We start from the raw sequence: 16150 nt of genomic DNA on the forward strand, positions 1-16150 counted from the left end.
GCACCCCGAAAGAGCGTAAGGAGCTCTTTTGAATACAAAAAGCTGGCACCTACCAAGTGATAGGTGCCAGCGAATATGAAAGAGAGTGTTTCACTTACCCTTGTGGAAGGTTGCCAGTGCGCCGGCGCCAGCGGTGACAAGCAGTGCAGCAACTGCAACCGCACCATTAGCTTCGACGTCACTCATCAAGCCGCCGCGGCGACCGTTCGCGTTGAAACCATAGCTGGAATCAGCCAGCTGTGAGTTATCTTGGTTCTCTGCAGGAGCTTGGGAAGCAGCGGGAGTGGCATCGCTATTCGAGTGTGTCGGAGCGGCAGGCGCAGCATTATTGCGTTGAGCCGCAGCGTTTGTGTTTTGCTGCTGGCGGGCAGTCGCCTGAGCCTGTCGAGCAGCAGCACTGCGACGCGCTGCTTCCTGTGCGCTCGGACGGTTCGGCGAACCGGGAGCGAAGACTTGCACTCGTCGAGCCGGGGCAGGCGCAGGGCGAGTCTGGTCCCGCCTTGGCCGAGGCTGAACGCTCGACTGGCTTTCGTTGATGTGCCGGGTCGGAGTTGCTGTCGGAAGAGGCTTTGCCGTCGCAGAACGCGTCTGAACATCACTTGAAGGCGTGGTAGCCGTAGGAGTGGGGGACGGCGTTACTGAGGGCGTTGCCGTCGGTGTGGGAGTTGCGCTTTCGCAGGCAATCTTCCCTGTTAGCTCAAGATCGGTCTGCTTTGATTTATCAGCACCCAAGCGCTTCCAGCTGAAACGAGTAGTTGTCTCATTGATGGCATCGGGGGTGCACTGAGCGATTGTTTGGCGAATTTGAGCGGTGATCGTGATCGTGGAGCCCTTTGGCATGTTGATCACGGAATGGAAGGGCGAGAATTCGGGCTTGTCCTGAGTGAGGGTAACCGACTCTGCATACCCATCGGTGCGCTCGGGGCAGGTTGCTCCGCCTTTAACTGAGCACTGGAGGCTCCAAATGACCGTACTGCTGCCGGCGACCTTACTGGAGAAAACGCCTTCAATCTCGATGTCCTTCGCATCCTTGCCGACATTGGTCAGCTCGAATGTCAGGGTACGAATTTGTCCGTTTTGAACGAGAATCTCCGGGGTAGCAAGCGAAGAATCGATGGCGGGAATACCCTTTTCCTGCAACTCGTCGAGAGTCTTAACATCCTGCTCATCGCCTTGCAATTGAGCAATTGAGGTTGCGTTGGCGGAAGGTGTCGCGTTGCTCTCAACCCACATCGCACCTTCATGACCCTTTAGGTCATTCAAAGAGGGAGTATCGTCGCTGGATGCGGGCTTGGGTTCAAGTTGATCGAAGCTCGCCGCGGGAGTCTGATTGGACGGTGTCGTTTCAGGTGCGAATTCAGCACCTTCAACAATGACCACTGCCTTTTCATAAGGAGTGTGGACAAATTTCTTTGCCAGCGGGGAACCGCTTTCAAGAACTAGGCGGTCAGGAGTTGACTGAAGATCCTTGATACTGAGGGTTGGATCTGCGCTGGGAGCTTCAGCCGTAGCGTGTATATCTAGGCTGCCGCCGACATCGTCAAGATGATCAAGAGGATCAGTGGAAACGGTTGTAACGGGCGTTGTGTCTGGATGCGCATATGCGGAAGACCATGGCAGAGCCAAGAGCGTAAAAGACCCGCCAATCGCGGCAGTTGTGAGAAGAATTAGGGTGCGCGAAACCTTAGAACTCTGTCGATATGACAGCGCCCTTTGGGAGTTTCGTGATCCTAAGCGGGTTCTCACATAGGCCCTTTCTTTGAACGCAATTCGTGTGATGGGAGCACGTATTGCTGGAGAGTTCCTGCAGCTGATGGCACTTATAGTTTATAGGTTTTGTCAAGCTAATGGGATACATAAGTGTATATTATGGCCACTTTTCCCTGGTATTCCCGCAGAAATGTCATACAAGGTAACTATGACTTGAGCTGTGACAAAGCTGATCGGCTCCTGAAAGCCAAACTAATATTTAGAAATAATACGGGAAAGACGACCAATCTGGCGAGCGGTGTTCAATGAATGCGTCGCGACCTTCCTGGGCCTCATCTGTCATGTATGCCATGCGCGTTGCCTCCCCAGCGAAAACCTGTTGGCCAGCCAAGCCGTCATCGGCCAAGTTGAAAGCAAATTTCAGCATGCGGATAGCCTGCGGAGACTTCGTTGCAATGATCCGGGCCCACTCCAGCGCGGTTTCCTCCAGCTGAGCATGGGGAACGACTTCGTTAATGACGCCCCAGCGCTCCGCAGTATCGGCGTCATAGCGCCTGGCAAGGAAGAAAATCTCACGTGCACGCTTATCGCCCGCTTGGCGCGCGAGCAGCGCAGAGCCATAACCGGCATCAAAAGAACCAACATTCGCATCGGTCTGCATGAACGCGGCATGCTCACGAGAAGCAATCGAGAGATCGCACACAACATTCAAGCTGTGGCCGCCGCCAGCCGCCCAACCGGGAACCGCTGCAATAACGACCTTCGGCATGGTGCGGATCAGGCGCTGAACCTCCAAAATATGAAGGCGTCCCGCGCGTGCGGGGTCGATTTGCTCACGTCGCTGTTCCACTCCCGCCGAGGCCTCGCTGCCCTCAAGTTCGTAGTGGTAGCCATCTTTTCCTCGGATCCTCTGGTCGCCACCCGAACAGAAGGAATAGCCGCCATCGCGAGGGGAAGGCCCGTTTCCCGTCAAAATAACCGCAGCGACATCGCTAGTCATTCGCGCGTGGTCCAGGCAGCGGTAGAGCTCATCAACGGTATGCGGACGGAACGCATTGCGAATTTCTGGACGATCAAAAGCAATACGGACCACGGGCAAGTCCGCGCCCTTCTCAGCTCCGTCGATGGGGCCTCGGGAAATCCCGCGGTGGTAGGTCATATCGGTCAGTTCGAAACCCTCAACCTCACGCCAGCGCGAAGGATCAAAAGTATCGGAAACGAAATTCAGTGCGCTCATAGTCCCAACAATAGCGGCCGATGACCACTTGTTGCCCAGAGGGCTAGGATAGGGATGTTCATACAGTTGATGACTAAGCAAAGGAGCTCATCGATGTCCTCCTCTCTGTCCACGATTCCCGGACTTCTTCCTCTTCCGGTCTTCATTGAAGAGGCCGATGCACATCCCGAAGAAGCCACTTGGGCAGAAATTAGCCCCTCTGTTGTACTGAAGACTCCTGAGGAATTTTCGGCGGCAATTGCGCCCTTGGTAATCCCCGAGGAATGGCAGTTCGCAGAGGCCTACATCTTGACTATTTCCGCTGGAAGCGCGCAGGTGACCGCGGCGACGGAATTGGGGCTTTCTCGAGGCCTGCGTCGCCTCAATACATTGGCCATCGCGAACCATAGTCGGGCTCCCATTGCAGTGAAGATCATCGACTATCCCGCTTATAGGCACCGCGGCTTGCATATCGATGTTGCTCGCCATTTCTTCGCCGTTCCCACAATCCTTCGCGTCATGGATGCGATGAGCGAAGTGGGTTTGAATATCCTGCACCTGCACCTGAGTGATGATCAGGGATGGCGCATTGAAATCCCGCAATTCCCTGAACTCATTGAACGCTCATCCGATTGCGCAGTCGGCGGGGAAGAAGGGGGCTACTACACTCTTGATGACTATCAGACCCTGGTCGAGGGAGCGCGCTCGCGGATGATTGCAATCATCCCCGAAATTGATATCCCCGGACACGTCAATGCCGCACTCCACGCGATTGAAGGACTCAACCCCGATGGGGTCTGTCCGCCCCTTTACGAAGGAACTGAAGTCGGTTTCTCGACTCTCTCAACCAAGGCGCCTGCAACCCAGGCCTTCCTCGAGGCCATTGTCGAGACCCTTGCTCCCTTCTCTCCGGCCGGTATCCACATTGGTGGCGATGAATCCTTCTCAACAGCCGAAGGTGATTACCCCGCGATTGTTGGAAGCCAAATTGAGCGTATTCATGCCCGTGGGACGCGCGCTGTGGCGTGGGAAGAAGCTGCAGATCTGCTTGGGGATGGCGATCTTGTTCAGGTCTGGCATGACGATCTTGAAGGAGACTCGATCGCTCGTGCCGTCGGACGCGGAGTGAAAGCGATCATGTCGCCCGGTCCGAAGGCCTACTTCGATATGAAGGAATACCCAGAACAAAAGCTCGGCATCACCTGGGCCGGAATCCTTCCTTTGAAGAAAGCCTGGGATTGGGATCCCGAGAGCATCTGTGAGGGCGTGGACCGTAAGGGGATTGAAGGCGTCGAGGCCTGCCTGTGGAGTGAAACCTTGCGCCGAGAGAAGGACGTGTGGGAGATGTTGCTTCCGCGCCTAGCGGGTCTTGCAGAAGTTGCCTGGGCGGGAGGCCCTCGCGGAAGCTGGGAAGACTTCCAAGAACGTTTGGCGGGCCTCGAAGGCCTGTGGCGAGGCCGAGGCTGGTACGTCAAATAAGTTGAGCGCGAATGAAAAGCCCTCCCTCGCGGAAGCGGGGGAGGGCTGCGTGCTACCTCATCGCATCAAAACAAACTAGGTAGCGAATTGCCTTCGTTGAGCATTAAGCCTGGGCGTAGAGGCGCATCAGGCGTTCAACTTCTTCCTGGACCAAATGAGTTGCAGGGCCGACATACTTTCGCGGATCAACGATCTTCGGGTTTTCGTCAAGAATCTGACGAACGCCCTGGGTGAAGACGACATTCAAGTGCGTCGAAACGTTGATCTTGGTCATTCCGGCTTGAATTGCCGCGACCATGCCCTCGTCGGGAACGCCGGAAGAACCGTGCAAAACCAGCGGAACAGGGACGAGTTCATGGATTGCAGCAATCAGCTGATTGTCCAAAACCGCCTCGCGAGTTGCCATCGCGTGAGAAGAACCCACAGCAACAGCAAGCAGATCAACGCCAGTATCTGCGACAAACTTGGCCGCATCTTCAGGATTGGTGCGTGCTGAGGGGTCGTGGACACCGTTCTTTCCACCAACTTCACCCAGTTCGGCCTCGACGCTGACACCGTGCTCATGAGCGAAAGCGGTGATCTCAGCGGTAGTCTCACGGTTCTGCGCATCTGGAAGCTTTGAACCGTCGTACATGATCGAGGTAAAACCGAGCTCGACAGCCTCACGGCACAAATCGGTGGATTCAGCGTGATCAAGGTGAACAGAAACGGGAACGGTGGAGGCCTCGGCAAGCTCGATAAGTGCGCGTCCCAGGGGACGCAGACGGCCACCGTGATACTTCACAGCGTTTTGGGACAGCTGAAGGACCAAGGGCAAACCGGTGTTTTCGGCGGCATCAACGAATGCTTCGGCGTGATCAAGAAGGACCACGTTAAAAGCCGCAAGACCAACCTTGCGGGCGGCGCAATCGCGTGCAAGCACAGCGGTGTCAGCAAGCATAGCGACCTACTTTCTTGACAAATTAGGACAGGCGAACAGGAGAAATACGGGAAAGAAGCTCCTCGCGGAGGGGAAGGTCAATTTCCCCAGCGACGGGCATGGTCACCGCGGCCGCAGAGGTTGCGACGGCCTCGGCAATGGCAGTAGGAATCTCTGACTCAAGGTCATCCCCAGCCTGAGCAAGCGAGCGAGCAAGGGATGCAACGCAGGCATCGCCGGCACCGGTGGGATTGCCCTGAAGGACAACTCCGGCCTCGGCGTGCCAATGGCTTTCGCGAGAAAAGAGGTCCATTCCCTCTTCACCTCGCGATACGCACACCCAGCTCGGTCCCTGCTCGATAAGGGCACGTGCGCCCTCTTCGATGGAGGACGCACCCGTAGCGTCGAGAAGCTCCAAGTGATTGGGCTTGAGGACATCGGCCCACGCTGCGCACTCAACCAAGGATGGCCCTGAGGTATCCAGAATGATTCGGCAACCGATCTGACGGACACGGCGCAACACCGGCTCGAGAACCTCAAAAGTGCTACTTCCGGGAAGAGAACCCGAAACGACCAAGAGGTCATCCGCATTCAGGCGGCTTCCCAAAAGATCAGCCATCTGCTTCCAGGAATCAGGATCTAGAGCATGACCGGACTCGTTGTATACCGTGGCGGTGTCGTCAATCATGGCAATTGAGCGTCGCGTTTGGAAGGGAACCTCAACCCACTCTGGCGTCACCAGAGAAGTCATTTCCTTCATCAGCGAGGCGATCACACTGCCGGTTGCACCCCCCAAGAACCCTGTTGCATGGCTGGGGACTCCGAGCTGGTCCAAGACGCGAGAGACATTCAGTCCCTTTCCTCCCGGACGCTGGGAATACTCCGTGATGCGGTGAACCTGACCGCGGGTTTGGTCAGGAGCCTGCCACGTAATATCCAGAGCCGGATTGGGAGTGAAGGTCCAGATCATGATTCAACCTCGATTCCATGGCTCTGGAATGCCAAAGCTGCGGCACCCAGTGCCTGAGACGAGGAACCTAAAGCAGCGGAGAGCAGTGCAGGCGCGGGCATGACCGTGCAGCCTGATTCCAAGCCTTTACGCAGGGGATCGTAAACCAGTGAGCCACCTTTACAGAGGCCACCTCCCAGAACGACGGGAAGCGAACCAACCTGGTGGCACACCGTTGCGAGAATCCCGCCCAGTAGACTCATCGAGGTCTCAAGGATCTCGCGTGCCTTTCGAGCGTTCTCGCTGGATGAAAGGGCAAGTTCCTCAACTTCGCGGGCGCCGGATCCTTCGGGGACGATCCCGGCCTCGATTGCCCGGCGTGCAATACCGCTGGCCGAGGCAACCTGCTCCACCGGAACAACCTCATAGGGGCGATCGGGGTGTGGAACGGGGACCTGCCCGATCTCACCAGCCCACGGCGGTGCCGGGGCGAGGCGCGAATTGATCACAACACCCGAGGCGATCCCGGTCCCTACTGCCACATACAGGCAGGAGGGACGGCGAACGCCCCACAGGGCCTCGGCAAGAGCGCCCGAACGGACATCGTGTCCCAGGGGGACGAAGGAACCCAGGGCTTCGGAAAGCTTTTCGCTTAGAGGAGCGTCTTTCCAGCCCAAATTGGCAGAAAAAATACCAATTCCATGTTCTTCATCAATAATTCCAGGAACGCACACACCGACGGGCGCATCGACCGAAGCCTCACGTAGAGTTCGGGCCAGACGCACGACCGCAGAAACGACATCATCAGCGCCGGTCTGGGGGGTGGCGACGGCCTCGGAAGAGGTAATCACAGTGCCGCGGGTGTCAGCGAGCACCCCCTTGATGGTGGTGCCGCCGACATCGATCCCGATAGCGAGCTTCTGGTCCGAGTTGCTCACTTGAGGATCACCGAGCGGGTCAGGTGGCGCGGGGTGTCAGGGTTGAGACCGCGAGCCTCAGCGCGAGCAACGGCCAGGCGCTGTGCAACAACGAGGTGAGCCATGGGGTCACCGTTGAAAGTCACCAATTCGGCGCCAGTTGCGGCAACCTGATCGGCCATGCCCTCGGGAACCGGGCCGAAAACCCAGGTCAGGCGGCCGGGCTGAGCGATAGAGATCGGGCCGTGGCGGTATTCCATTGCAGGGTAGACCTCAGTCCATGACTGAGATGCTTCACGCAGCTTCAGGCCCGCTTCGTTGGCCAGACCAATGGTCCATGCGGTGCCCAGGAAAGTGATCTGGTCTGCATCAACCCAACGCTGGGGGATTTCGAGCTCGAGGGCGCGCTGTGCGTCATCCGCGGCTGCAGCGATATCGTCGCCCAAGCTGTGACGGAAGTATGCAAGAGCAGTGGTTGCAAAACGGGTCTGGACAACGGATTCTTCATCGGCGAAGTCCAGAACAACCTCAACATCTGCGTAGGGGGTTGCGGGACCATTGCCCACAGCGGTGATCAAGACGTTGGGGATGCCGCGATCCTTCAGACCGTGCAGGATGTCAATAATTTCAGTTGTCGTGCCCGAACGGGAAAGGCACACGACGCGGTCGTAGTGGCGATCCCAGGGGAATTCGGTGGCGGTGAAGGCATCAGAGAGACCCTTGCCCTGGCGCTCGCGGGCAACGGTGTATGCCTGCGCGATAAACCATGATGTTCCACACCCGATGACGGCAATTGCCTCACCATCTTTGGGAAGTGCATCAGTGGGAACGTCAAGAACTCGACGCCACAGCTCAGGTTGGCTGTTAATTTCTTCAGAAGTAAGGGACATCGGTGTCTCCATTGTTATCGGGAATGCATCACCACCTCGGTGTGCTTGTACTATCGTACCAAGAAGGAAATAACTTAGGACTAGCTGGATAAGTGCCCGAAGTTGTCTACCTCTTTGCAATGACGCTGAAATCAACACATCGGAGTGACAATGACTGACAAATCGACCAAGCCAGGTCGTCTCACCCTTCCCATTGAGCGTGGAATCGATGCCGAAGTGCGCGCTCTTGTTGAACGCCTTGGTGCGGACGCAGTGCGAAATTCCGATGGAACAGAACTTCCTGAATGGGTCGACCGAGCATTTGCCAAGGTCTACTCCACGTATTTCCCTGCGCGTGGCGATGAAGAGTGGGCCGATCAGAGCGAGGGCGAGCGCATCCACCAATACCTTTCGTCAAACCCTCATACCGCCCCAGAAAGCGGGCCTTTGAGTATCAATGTCATGGAGGGATGGTTCCAAGCGCAATTCCGTCCTGATACCCAATGCGATACTTCCCGCTGGTGGCAGGTGATTGATCGGACCAGCGGGAAGGCTCTGGATCCCTCGGAGTGGAGCGTTCAAGAGGTTGAACCCTCACCCGTCGTTGATCCCGTGCCGATCGTTGGAGAGCTGCCTCCCACCGCGTCGAGCGCGGTGGTGACAATTCACGAGCCCATTCCCTTCCACGTGTACACCGTGAACTTCTTTGCTGTGCAGATGTGGGATTCCACCCAGATGTACAACTATCTGACGAACGACTGGGCGCTTGAGGAAGGCCGCGTGAAGGAGCGCCCCTTCGATGTGGCATTCCCACGGACCTGGGAGCACGTCAAGGATGCCTTAGCCGCATGGCTGAAGGCGAATCCTCAAGTGGACGTGGTTCGTTTCACGACCTTCTTCTACCACTTCACCTTGGCCTTTGATTCCCGAGGCCGCGAACGATACGTCGATTGGTTTGGCTATTCGGCCTCGGTGTCGATCCCGGCGATGGAAGAGTTTGAAAAGGAATACGGCTATGCGCTGACTCCCGAGGACTTTGTGGATGGCGGCTGGTACAACTGCCCCTTCCGCACGCCAACACGTGTGTTCCGGGATTGGATTGACTTCACCTCCAAGCGAGTTGCCGAAAAGGCAGGGGAATTGGTTCGCAAGGTCCACGAGGAGGGTCGCGAGGCCATGATGTTCCTTGGCGATAACTGGATCGGTATGGAACCCTACGGGCCCTACTTCCCTTCGATCAAGATGGATGCGGTTGTTGGATCCGTCGGTTCGGCCGCAACCTGTCGAATGATCTCCGATATTCCCGGTGTGCGCTACACCGAGGGGCGCTTCCTTCCCTACTTCTTCCCCGATGTCTTCCGCGAGGGCGGAGATCCCCTGGGAGAAGCGAACGAGTCGTGGCGCACCGCTCGGCGCGCAATTGTCCGTAGTCCCTTGGATCGCATGGGCTATGGCGGTTACCTTTCCTTGGCGCTCAAGTTCCCCGAGTTCATTGACCGCGTGGAGGAAATCCTTGCAGAATTCCGTTCCCTTCACGAGGCCACGGGCGGGGAAAAGCCCGCGTGTGCACCAGTACGCGTTGCCGTTTTGAATGCATGGGGAAAGCTGCGCACGTGGCAGACCCATATGGTTGCCCATGCCCTGTGGTACAAGCAGATTCATACCTACTTGGGGGTTATCGAAGCCCTTGCAGGACTTCCTTTTGACGTGCGTTTCATGTCTTTCGATGAGGTCATCAATGGGGGAGATTCCTCTTTGGAGGATGTCGACGTGGTCATCAATGCCGGCGCCGCGAATACTGCCTTCTCCGGCGGGGAAGTTTGGGAGGATCTACGACTGCAAGACACTCTGCGTCGCTTTGTTGCCCGCGGTGGCGGTTTCATTGGGATTGGCCAGCCCACGGCCTCGTTGGGAACTCAAGGACAAGTGGATAGAGGCGGCATCTGCCGCGGAAGCGTTTTTGCACTTGCGGACGTCTTGGGTGTGGATCAAGAAATCTCGTGGTCCCTGTCCAAAGATCGCTATGACGAGGTTGTGCCAGAGCATTTCATTACTGCTGACCTTGATGGAGACTATGTTTTCGGTGAAGACCCCGGAGATGTCGTAGTTACGGATCCTGACACTTCTGTGCTTGTCATGGAGCGGGGGAGTGTACGCGCTTCTGCGCATGATTTTTGCTCGGGTAGGGGCGTTTACCTTGCTGGACTGACCTGGTCGACTGCCAATAGCCGGCTTTTGCACCGCGCGATTATGTGGGCGGCGCACCGAGAAGATCAATGGGATTGTGTCCTTGCGTCATCCAATCCTGATGTTGAGGTCGCTTGGTATCCCAAGTCGCAACTTGCCTTTATTTACAATGATTCTGATGCTCCATCTTCGAGTGTCATCACTGGTTTTGGACTGGAACGTGCCGTGGATCTAGCTCCCGGAGAAGGGCGTTGGACCCAGTGGAAGAAGGAAGATTAAGGCTAGTTATCAAATCGTGACCAAATAGTTGCATTCTCACAGGCCAAAATGTCATCAGACATCTTCTCTGTGAGATAGCATAAAAGAGCAATAAATAAAGCTGGCAAAAGGTGTCAACTTTGTAAACGTCCCACAACGGAGAGGGAATAACATGCACATGTCACGCCGCTCCATGAGCGTTGTTGCGCTCATGTCAGTTGCTGCGATGGGTCTGACTGCGTGCTCGGGTTCGGGCGCGAAGACTGACAGCACCGCAAGCTCTTCGGCATCTGCCGATAAGGGCGCAACCATCACATACCTGCACCGTCTGCCCGACGGTGAGGGAATGACCAAGATCTCGACTCTCGCTGAGCAGTGGAACAAGGAGCACCCTGATACTCAGGTTCAGGCGGTCAAGTTCGATGGCAAGGCCAACGAAATGATCAAGAAGCTCGAGACCGACGTCAAGGCCGGTTCCGGACCTTGCTTGGCGCAGCTGGGCTATGCAGAAATCCCCGAGATGTTCACCAAGGGCCTGCTGGAAGACGTTACCCAGTACGCGACCCAGTACAAGGCCAACTACTCCGCTGGCGCCTTCTCGCAGGTTGGCGTGGGTGGAAAGTACTACGGCCTGCCCCAGGACACCGGCCCGCTTGTTTACTACTACAACAAGGCTGAGTTCGAGAAGCTGGGAATCAAGGTTCCCACCAACCTCGAAGAGTTCAAGGCCGCTGCCAAGACCGCAGCAGCTCAGGGCAAGTACATCTCTGCTTTCCAGGCTGACGAGTCGCGCTACAGCCTGTCCGCTCAGGCAGCTGCAGCAGGCGGTGTTTGGTACAAGGCTGAAAACGATAAGTGGACCGTCAAGATCGACGATGCGTCCGCCAAGACCGTGGCAGACTTCTGGCAGTCGATGCTCGATGACAAGACCACTCTCGTCGCCGAGCGCTGGGGAGATTCCTTCACTAAGGCTCTGACCGACAAGACCCTGATCGGCACCATCGGTGCCGCATGGGAAGCACCGCTCATCTCCGGTGATCTGGAGAAGACCGACAACAAGGGCGAATGGGCAGTTGCTCAGCTCCCTGACTTCGGCAAGGGCGCGCTGACCGGCCCCGACGGCGGTTCCGGCGTTGCAGTCATGAAGGGCTGCTCGAACCCCAAGGGCGCCATGGAGTTCAACAACTGGCTGAACACCCAGGTTGACGCTCTGGTCTCCCAGGGCCTGGTCGTTGCAACCACGACCGGCACCATGAAGACCCCGGATTCGGTCAAGGAATTCTACGGTGGACAGGATGTCTTCGCTGAGCTCTCCAAGGCGAATGCAAACCTGGCCCCCGACTTCCCCTACATCCCCTTCTTCTCGACCCTCGGCGATCCCATGGCCAAGGCTGCAACCGCAGCTGGTGATGGCTCCGGCAAGGTGATCGACATCTTCAAGGCTGCTCAGGCGCAGTCCGTGAAGGCGCTCAAGGACGGAAACCTTCCCGTCGCTGAGTAATCGCTAATCGCGGAGGGGGTGTGGTTTCTCCGCTGAGGAACCACACCCCTACCGTGTTTAAAGTCCACAATCTGCCAGCAATCGAGGGTGATTGATACATGCAGTCAGACATTCAAAACCGGCGTATCAGAGAACGGCACGATGCGCGTACGGGCTGGGCATTTATGGCCCCATTCTTCATTATGTTCCTCTTGGTTTTTGCCGTTCCGATTTGTGTGGCAATCTACCAGTCCTTCTTCCGTCAGGTCGCAAGTGGCGGAGGCCTGTACGGCGGCGGCGAACTTAAAAATCAATTCGTCGGCCTCGAAAACTTCACCATGGTGATCACGTCCGGACAATTCTGGTCCGGCATGGGGCGAGTCGTTGTTTACGCGGCCTTTCAGATCCCGATCATGATCATCTCGGCTCTTGTTCTGGCTCTTGTTTTGGACTCATTCCTGGTTCGTCGAGTTGGTTTGTTCCGACTGAGCTACTTCCTGCCATTTGCAATCCCCGGCATTGTTGCCGCAATGGTCTGGCTCTACATCTACACCCCTGAGCTTTCACCGATCGTTAAGTTTTTTGATTCCCTTGGAATCCACATTGACTTCATGGCCCCAGGCGCCCCAATCCTTGCCTCGATGGCAAATATGACGACGTGGACCTACACCGGTTACAACATGCTGATCTTCCTGGCAGCGCTGCAAGCAGTGCCCCATGAGCTGTACGAGGCCGCACGTCTCGACGGCGCTTCCTCGTGGCAGATTGTGCGCCAAATTAAGATCCCCATGGTCTCCGGAGCTGCCCTCCTGGCAGTCTTGCTCTCCATCATCGGCACAATTCAGCTCTTCAATGAACCCGCAGTTATGCAGTCTGCAAATGGGTGGATGGGCAATGCCTACACGCCGATGATGATGGCCTACAACACCATGTTCGGAACTATCTCGCCCGGTGGTGATGGCCCGGCCTCGGCAATCTCAATCGTCATGGCACTGGTTGCTGGCGGACTTGCCGTGATCTACGCGCTCTTGCAAAGGAAGACTCTGCGATGACAACTCCCACTCGCACACTGCCTGACGGACGCGAATACCGCGTTTCGATTGAAGGAATGCCCCCGCGCACCCTTGCTCCCAAGAAACTTGCTCGGATCGTCACCATCGTTGCGTTGACGATCACCATGGTTTACTTCATCCTGCCCATCATCTGGGTGATGTTCTCGGCAACGAAGTCGAACGCAGATCTCGTTTCTACTAATGGCTTCTGGTTTGGTCACTTTGAGCTGGCGGAAAACTACACGAAGCTCATGGGATGGACCCAAGGTCTGTTCTGGCGCTGGGTGCTCAACTCCCTCTTCTACTCAACGACCGCTGGCGTGATTGGAACCCTGATCTCGGTTGCCGCAGGATACGCGATGGCAAAGTTTGTTTTCCCGGGACGTAATGTCTCGATGGCTTTGATTATGGCCGGACTGCTGATGCCCGTCGCTCTGTTGACAATCCCGCTTTACGTTGTCTTCCATAACCTTGGGTTGACAGACACTGTGTGGGCAATCCTGATCCCCAGTTGCGTGTCTCCCTTCGGTGTCTTCCTCGGCCGTGTCTACGCAGATTCTTCTGTCCCGACTGAGCTCATCGAGGCAGCTCGAATCGATGGGGCTTCTGAAGCACGAGTCTTCTTTACGATCGTTCTTCGACTTCTTGCCCCCGCAATGGTCACGATCTTCCTTTTCATCTTCGTGGCAACGTGGAATAACTTCCTGCTTCCCTTGATGATGGTCTCCACCCCTGAACTCAAGCCTGTCACTTTGGGCTTGTACGGCATGATGAGCTACTTCGCTCCGCAAAAGGGCGCAGTCATGCTGGGTGCCCTCTTGGGTGTTCTGCCGCTCATCGTGCTATTCCTTGGCTTGCAGAAGTACTGGCAATCAGGTCTGGCTGCCGGTTCTGTGAAGGGATAGTCAGCCCGCTGCTGAGTCACCTCGAGGTGCTGGGAAGGATAGGGAAATGGACACGATTGCCTACGGCGGCGATTGGAACCCCGAACAGTGGGATGAGGAAACCAATCGACGTGATATCGAACGCATGGTCCGTGCCGGAGTCAATCTGATCTCCCTTGGGATCTTTTCCTGGGCATCTCTTGAACCCGAAGAAGGCCACTACGATCTGGAGTGGTTGGCGGATCTCATTGATCAGCTCCACAGTGCGGGAATTAGTGTGGACCTGGCCAATGGGACCGCTTCCCCTCCGGCGTGGATGGCTCAGCGCTACCCCCAAACCCTTCCCGTTGATTCTCGAGGCGTGCGGCTGGGATTTGGTTCGCGCCAGCAATACAACCCCTCAAGCGAGCTTTTTTGTCGCAAAGCCTGTGAGTTAACCGAGGCCATGGCGCGACGTTTTGGCGACCATCCCGGCGTCGTCATGTGGCACATTTCGAACGAATACGCCTGTCACACGGCGGAGAGCTTCGATGATGAGTCCGCTGCGGCATTTCGACGCTGGCTCGTGGAGAAATACGGGGATATTCAGGCGATCAATCAGGCCTGGGGAACTGCATTTTGGTCCCAAACCTATAGGGATATCCAAGAAATTCAGCCTCCCCGTGCAATGCCCACCTTCTACAACCCCGGGCAAATGCTGGATTGGCGTCGCTTTAGTGACTATGCCCTGCGTTCCCAGATGGAACGCGAACGAGAGGTGATTCGTCGCTATTCTGACCGGCCAATCACGACGAATTTCATGGGGACCTTCCCGCTTCTCGATTACCGCAAGTGGGCACCCCTGTGTGACATCATCGCCGACGATTCCTACCCGGACCCCGCAGATCCTCAGGCTGCACACGAGATCGCATGGCAGGGTGACGTCATGCGTGGTCTCGGCAATGGTGCTCCCTGGCTGCTGATGGAGCAGAGCCCCGGTGCGGTGCAGTGGCGTCCTCAAAATTCTCCCAAGCGCCCGGGACACTTCCTTTTGTGGACTATCGCAAGACTTGCTCACGGCGCGGATGGAATCCTCCAATTCCAGTGGCGGCAATCCGCCAGGGGATCGGAAACCTTCCATGCCGGGATGGTGCCCCACTCTGGCGAAGACTCACCGATCTGGACAGATGTTGTGAGCACCGGTCAAGCTCTAAAATCTTTGGCTCCTATTACGGGGACTCGCATGAGCTCGCGTGCTGCAGTTGTCATTGACTGGGAGAGCGAGTGGGCGCGCCACTATGCGATCGGTCCGATTAGCTCTGAAAATCCCACAGATTCGTGGGGGAACTTCGCTCCCGCTAAGTCCTGGCATCAGAGCCTGTGGGAAGCGGGAATCGCAACTGATGTTGTGGGCGTCGACAATGACTTCAGCTCTTACGATCTCATCATTCTTCCCGCACTCTTCATTGACTACCCGCAGATGACTCAGGCCCTGCGTCAGGCAGCTGAACGCGGAGCACATATTGTCATTACCGCACCCAGTGGTGTTGTTGATTCCCAACTTGGGGCCGTCTTAGGCGGATATCTTGGCTCTCTTTCCGATCTTGCGGGAGTGCGGGTTCTGGAACATTCAACTCTCACCGGTCCCGGTCAGGGACGTGTTTATGATGCGCGCGAGAAGGCCGCGAACCGGATTTCTTCTGCAGTAAGTACCCCGGCGGCCTGTGATTGGTGCGGGATCGATACCGATAACGAGGCCCTCAAACGAACCATGGACCTTCTTGGGGGAGCGGCGAAGGACCTGCGCAGTGGTCGCTGGGCCGAAAAGATTGCCCCCGCTGCCGGTTTGCAGTGGCAGATTCCCGGGGACTCCTTGGAGGGTGGGCCTGAGTGCCTTGCATACTTTGATGGCCGAGGCGGTGGCCTTGACCTTGCCGGGCTTCCAGCGCTCACCCGCAGAAAAGTTGGCCGCGGAAGTGTCTGGTACGCAGGAGCGGACTTTGACGCGCTGACTCGCTCGGTTCTGCTGCGCTTGTGGACGACCTACACGCGAATTCGCCCCGTGTGCCCAGACCTTCCCGAAGGCGTCGAAGCTCAAGAACGTGAAGGCTTCCTCTTCATTCTCAACCACTCTGATCGTGCGGTTGAACTCGCTGGGATTGTGGGCCAAGATCTTCTCAGCGGAGCTGAGTGTACGGGACACGTTCTTCTTGCCCCGCGATCAGCAATGGTTATTGAACGATAGGAGAAG

At 56.7% G+C, this 16150-nt stretch carries 12 protein-coding genes; 6 read left to right on the forward strand and 6 right to left on the reverse strand.

Going from position 1 to position 16150, the window contains the following annotated elements:
- Positions 1-90: 90 nt before the first annotated feature.
- Positions 91-1626: a hypothetical protein gene (locus HGAS_RS05890; protein WP_233993726.1), complete on the reverse strand. Its 1536-nt coding sequence runs from the start codon at positions 1624-1626 to the stop codon at positions 91-93.
- Positions 1627-1969: 343 nt separating this feature from the next.
- The gene (locus HGAS_RS05895; RefSeq protein WP_019126918.1) at positions 1970-2947 is read right to left on the reverse strand and encodes a 1,4-dihydroxy-2-naphthoyl-CoA synthase; all 978 of its coding nucleotides are present in this window, start codon (positions 2945-2947) and stop codon (positions 1970-1972) included.
- 93 nt (positions 2948-3040) lie between these two features.
- On the opposite strand from HGAS_RS05895, the gene HGAS_RS05900 reads away from it, so the two are divergent.
- Positions 3041-4405 (forward strand): family 20 glycosylhydrolase, encoded by a 1365-nt coding sequence (locus tag HGAS_RS05900; protein ID WP_019126919.1) that lies wholly within the window; start codon positions 3041-3043, stop codon positions 4403-4405.
- Positions 4406-4508: 103 nt separating this feature from the next.
- On the opposite strand, the gene HGAS_RS05905 is transcribed toward HGAS_RS05900, so the two are convergent.
- Genes HGAS_RS05905 through HGAS_RS05920 form a run of 4 tightly spaced genes read right to left on the reverse strand, consistent with a single transcriptional unit; the run spans position 4509 to position 8080 of the window.
- Positions 4509-5345: a class II fructose-bisphosphate aldolase gene (locus tag HGAS_RS05905; RefSeq protein ID WP_019126920.1), complete on the reverse strand. Its 837-nt coding sequence runs from the start codon at positions 5343-5345 to the stop codon at positions 4509-4511.
- A gap of 22 nt (positions 5346-5367) precedes the next feature.
- The gene (locus HGAS_RS05910; RefSeq protein ID WP_019126921.1) at positions 5368-6294 is read right to left on the reverse strand and encodes a 1-phosphofructokinase family hexose kinase; all 927 of its coding nucleotides are present in this window, start codon (positions 6292-6294) and stop codon (positions 5368-5370) included.
- Positions 6291-7211 (reverse strand): ROK family protein, encoded by a 921-nt coding sequence (locus tag HGAS_RS05915; protein WP_019126922.1) that lies wholly within the window; start codon positions 7209-7211, stop codon positions 6291-6293. Before HGAS_RS05915 ends, HGAS_RS05910 begins: the two co-directional genes overlap by 4 nt.
- On the reverse strand, positions 7208-8080 hold the full coding sequence (locus tag HGAS_RS05920; protein ID WP_019126923.1) for an SIS domain-containing protein: 873 nt from the start codon (positions 8078-8080) through the stop codon (positions 7208-7210). Before HGAS_RS05920 ends, HGAS_RS05915 begins: the two co-directional genes overlap by 4 nt.
- A gap of 150 nt (positions 8081-8230) precedes the next feature.
- On the opposite strand from HGAS_RS05920, the gene gnpA reads away from it, so the two are divergent.
- The 5 genes from gnpA to HGAS_RS05945 all read left to right on the forward strand — a co-directional run bounded on the left by gnpA (position 8231) and on the right by HGAS_RS05945 (position 16144).
- Positions 8231-10525 carry a 1,3-beta-galactosyl-N-acetylhexosamine phosphorylase gene (gene gnpA, locus HGAS_RS05925; RefSeq protein WP_019126924.1) on the forward strand — a complete coding sequence of 765 codons (2295 nt, stop codon included), beginning with the start codon at positions 8231-8233 and terminating at the stop codon, positions 10523-10525.
- A gap of 151 nt (positions 10526-10676) precedes the next feature.
- Entirely contained in the window at positions 10677-12005 is a 1329-nt protein-coding gene (locus HGAS_RS05930; protein ID WP_034234021.1) for an extracellular solute-binding protein, read from the forward strand.
- A 98-nt stretch (positions 12006-12103) separates the two neighbouring features.
- Positions 12104-13036: a carbohydrate ABC transporter permease gene (locus HGAS_RS05935; protein ID WP_019126926.1), complete on the forward strand. Its 933-nt coding sequence runs from the start codon at positions 12104-12106 to the stop codon at positions 13034-13036.
- Positions 13033-13941: a carbohydrate ABC transporter permease gene (locus HGAS_RS05940; protein WP_019126927.1), complete on the forward strand. Its 909-nt coding sequence runs from the start codon at positions 13033-13035 to the stop codon at positions 13939-13941. Before HGAS_RS05935 ends, HGAS_RS05940 begins: the two co-directional genes overlap by 4 nt.
- 46 nt (positions 13942-13987) lie before the next feature.
- Positions 13988-16144 carry a beta-galactosidase gene (locus HGAS_RS05945; RefSeq protein ID WP_019126928.1) on the forward strand — a complete coding sequence of 719 codons (2157 nt, stop codon included), beginning with the start codon at positions 13988-13990 and terminating at the stop codon, positions 16142-16144.
- The last annotated feature ends 6 nt before the right edge of the window (positions 16145-16150 follow it).

This window comes from Actinomyces sp. ph3, from assembly GCF_000308055.1.
Taxonomy (GTDB): Bacteria; Actinomycetota; Actinomycetes; order Actinomycetales; family Actinomycetaceae; genus Pauljensenia.

Bases quoted from the DNA above. Each gene is read 5' to 3' on its own strand.
- HGAS_RS05895 (WP_019126918.1), bottom strand. From the start codon at position 2,947: ATGAGCGCACTGAATTTCGTTTCCGATACTTTTGATCCTTCGCGCTGG.
- HGAS_RS05900 (WP_019126919.1), top strand. From the start codon at position 3,041: ATGTCCTCCTCTCTGTCCACGATTCCCGGACTTCTTCCTCTTCCGGTC.
- HGAS_RS05905 (WP_019126920.1), bottom strand. From the start codon at position 5,345: ATGCTTGCTGACACCGCTGTGCTTGCACGCGATTGCGCCGCCCGCAAG.
- HGAS_RS05910 (WP_019126921.1), bottom strand. From the start codon at position 6,294: ATGATCTGGACCTTCACTCCCAATCCGGCTCTGGATATTACGTGGCAG.
- HGAS_RS05920 (WP_019126923.1), bottom strand. From the start codon at position 8,080: ATGTCCCTTACTTCTGAAGAAATTAACAGCCAACCTGAGCTGTGGCGT.
- gnpA (WP_019126924.1), top strand. From the start codon at position 8,231: ATGACTGACAAATCGACCAAGCCAGGTCGTCTCACCCTTCCCATTGAG.
- HGAS_RS05930 (WP_034234021.1), top strand. From the start codon at position 10,677: ATGCACATGTCACGCCGCTCCATGAGCGTTGTTGCGCTCATGTCAGTT.
- HGAS_RS05935 (WP_019126926.1), top strand. From the start codon at position 12,104: ATGCAGTCAGACATTCAAAACCGGCGTATCAGAGAACGGCACGATGCG.
- HGAS_RS05940 (WP_019126927.1), top strand. From the start codon at position 13,033: ATGACAACTCCCACTCGCACACTGCCTGACGGACGCGAATACCGCGTT.
- HGAS_RS05945 (WP_019126928.1), top strand. From the start codon at position 13,988: ATGGACACGATTGCCTACGGCGGCGATTGGAACCCCGAACAGTGGGAT.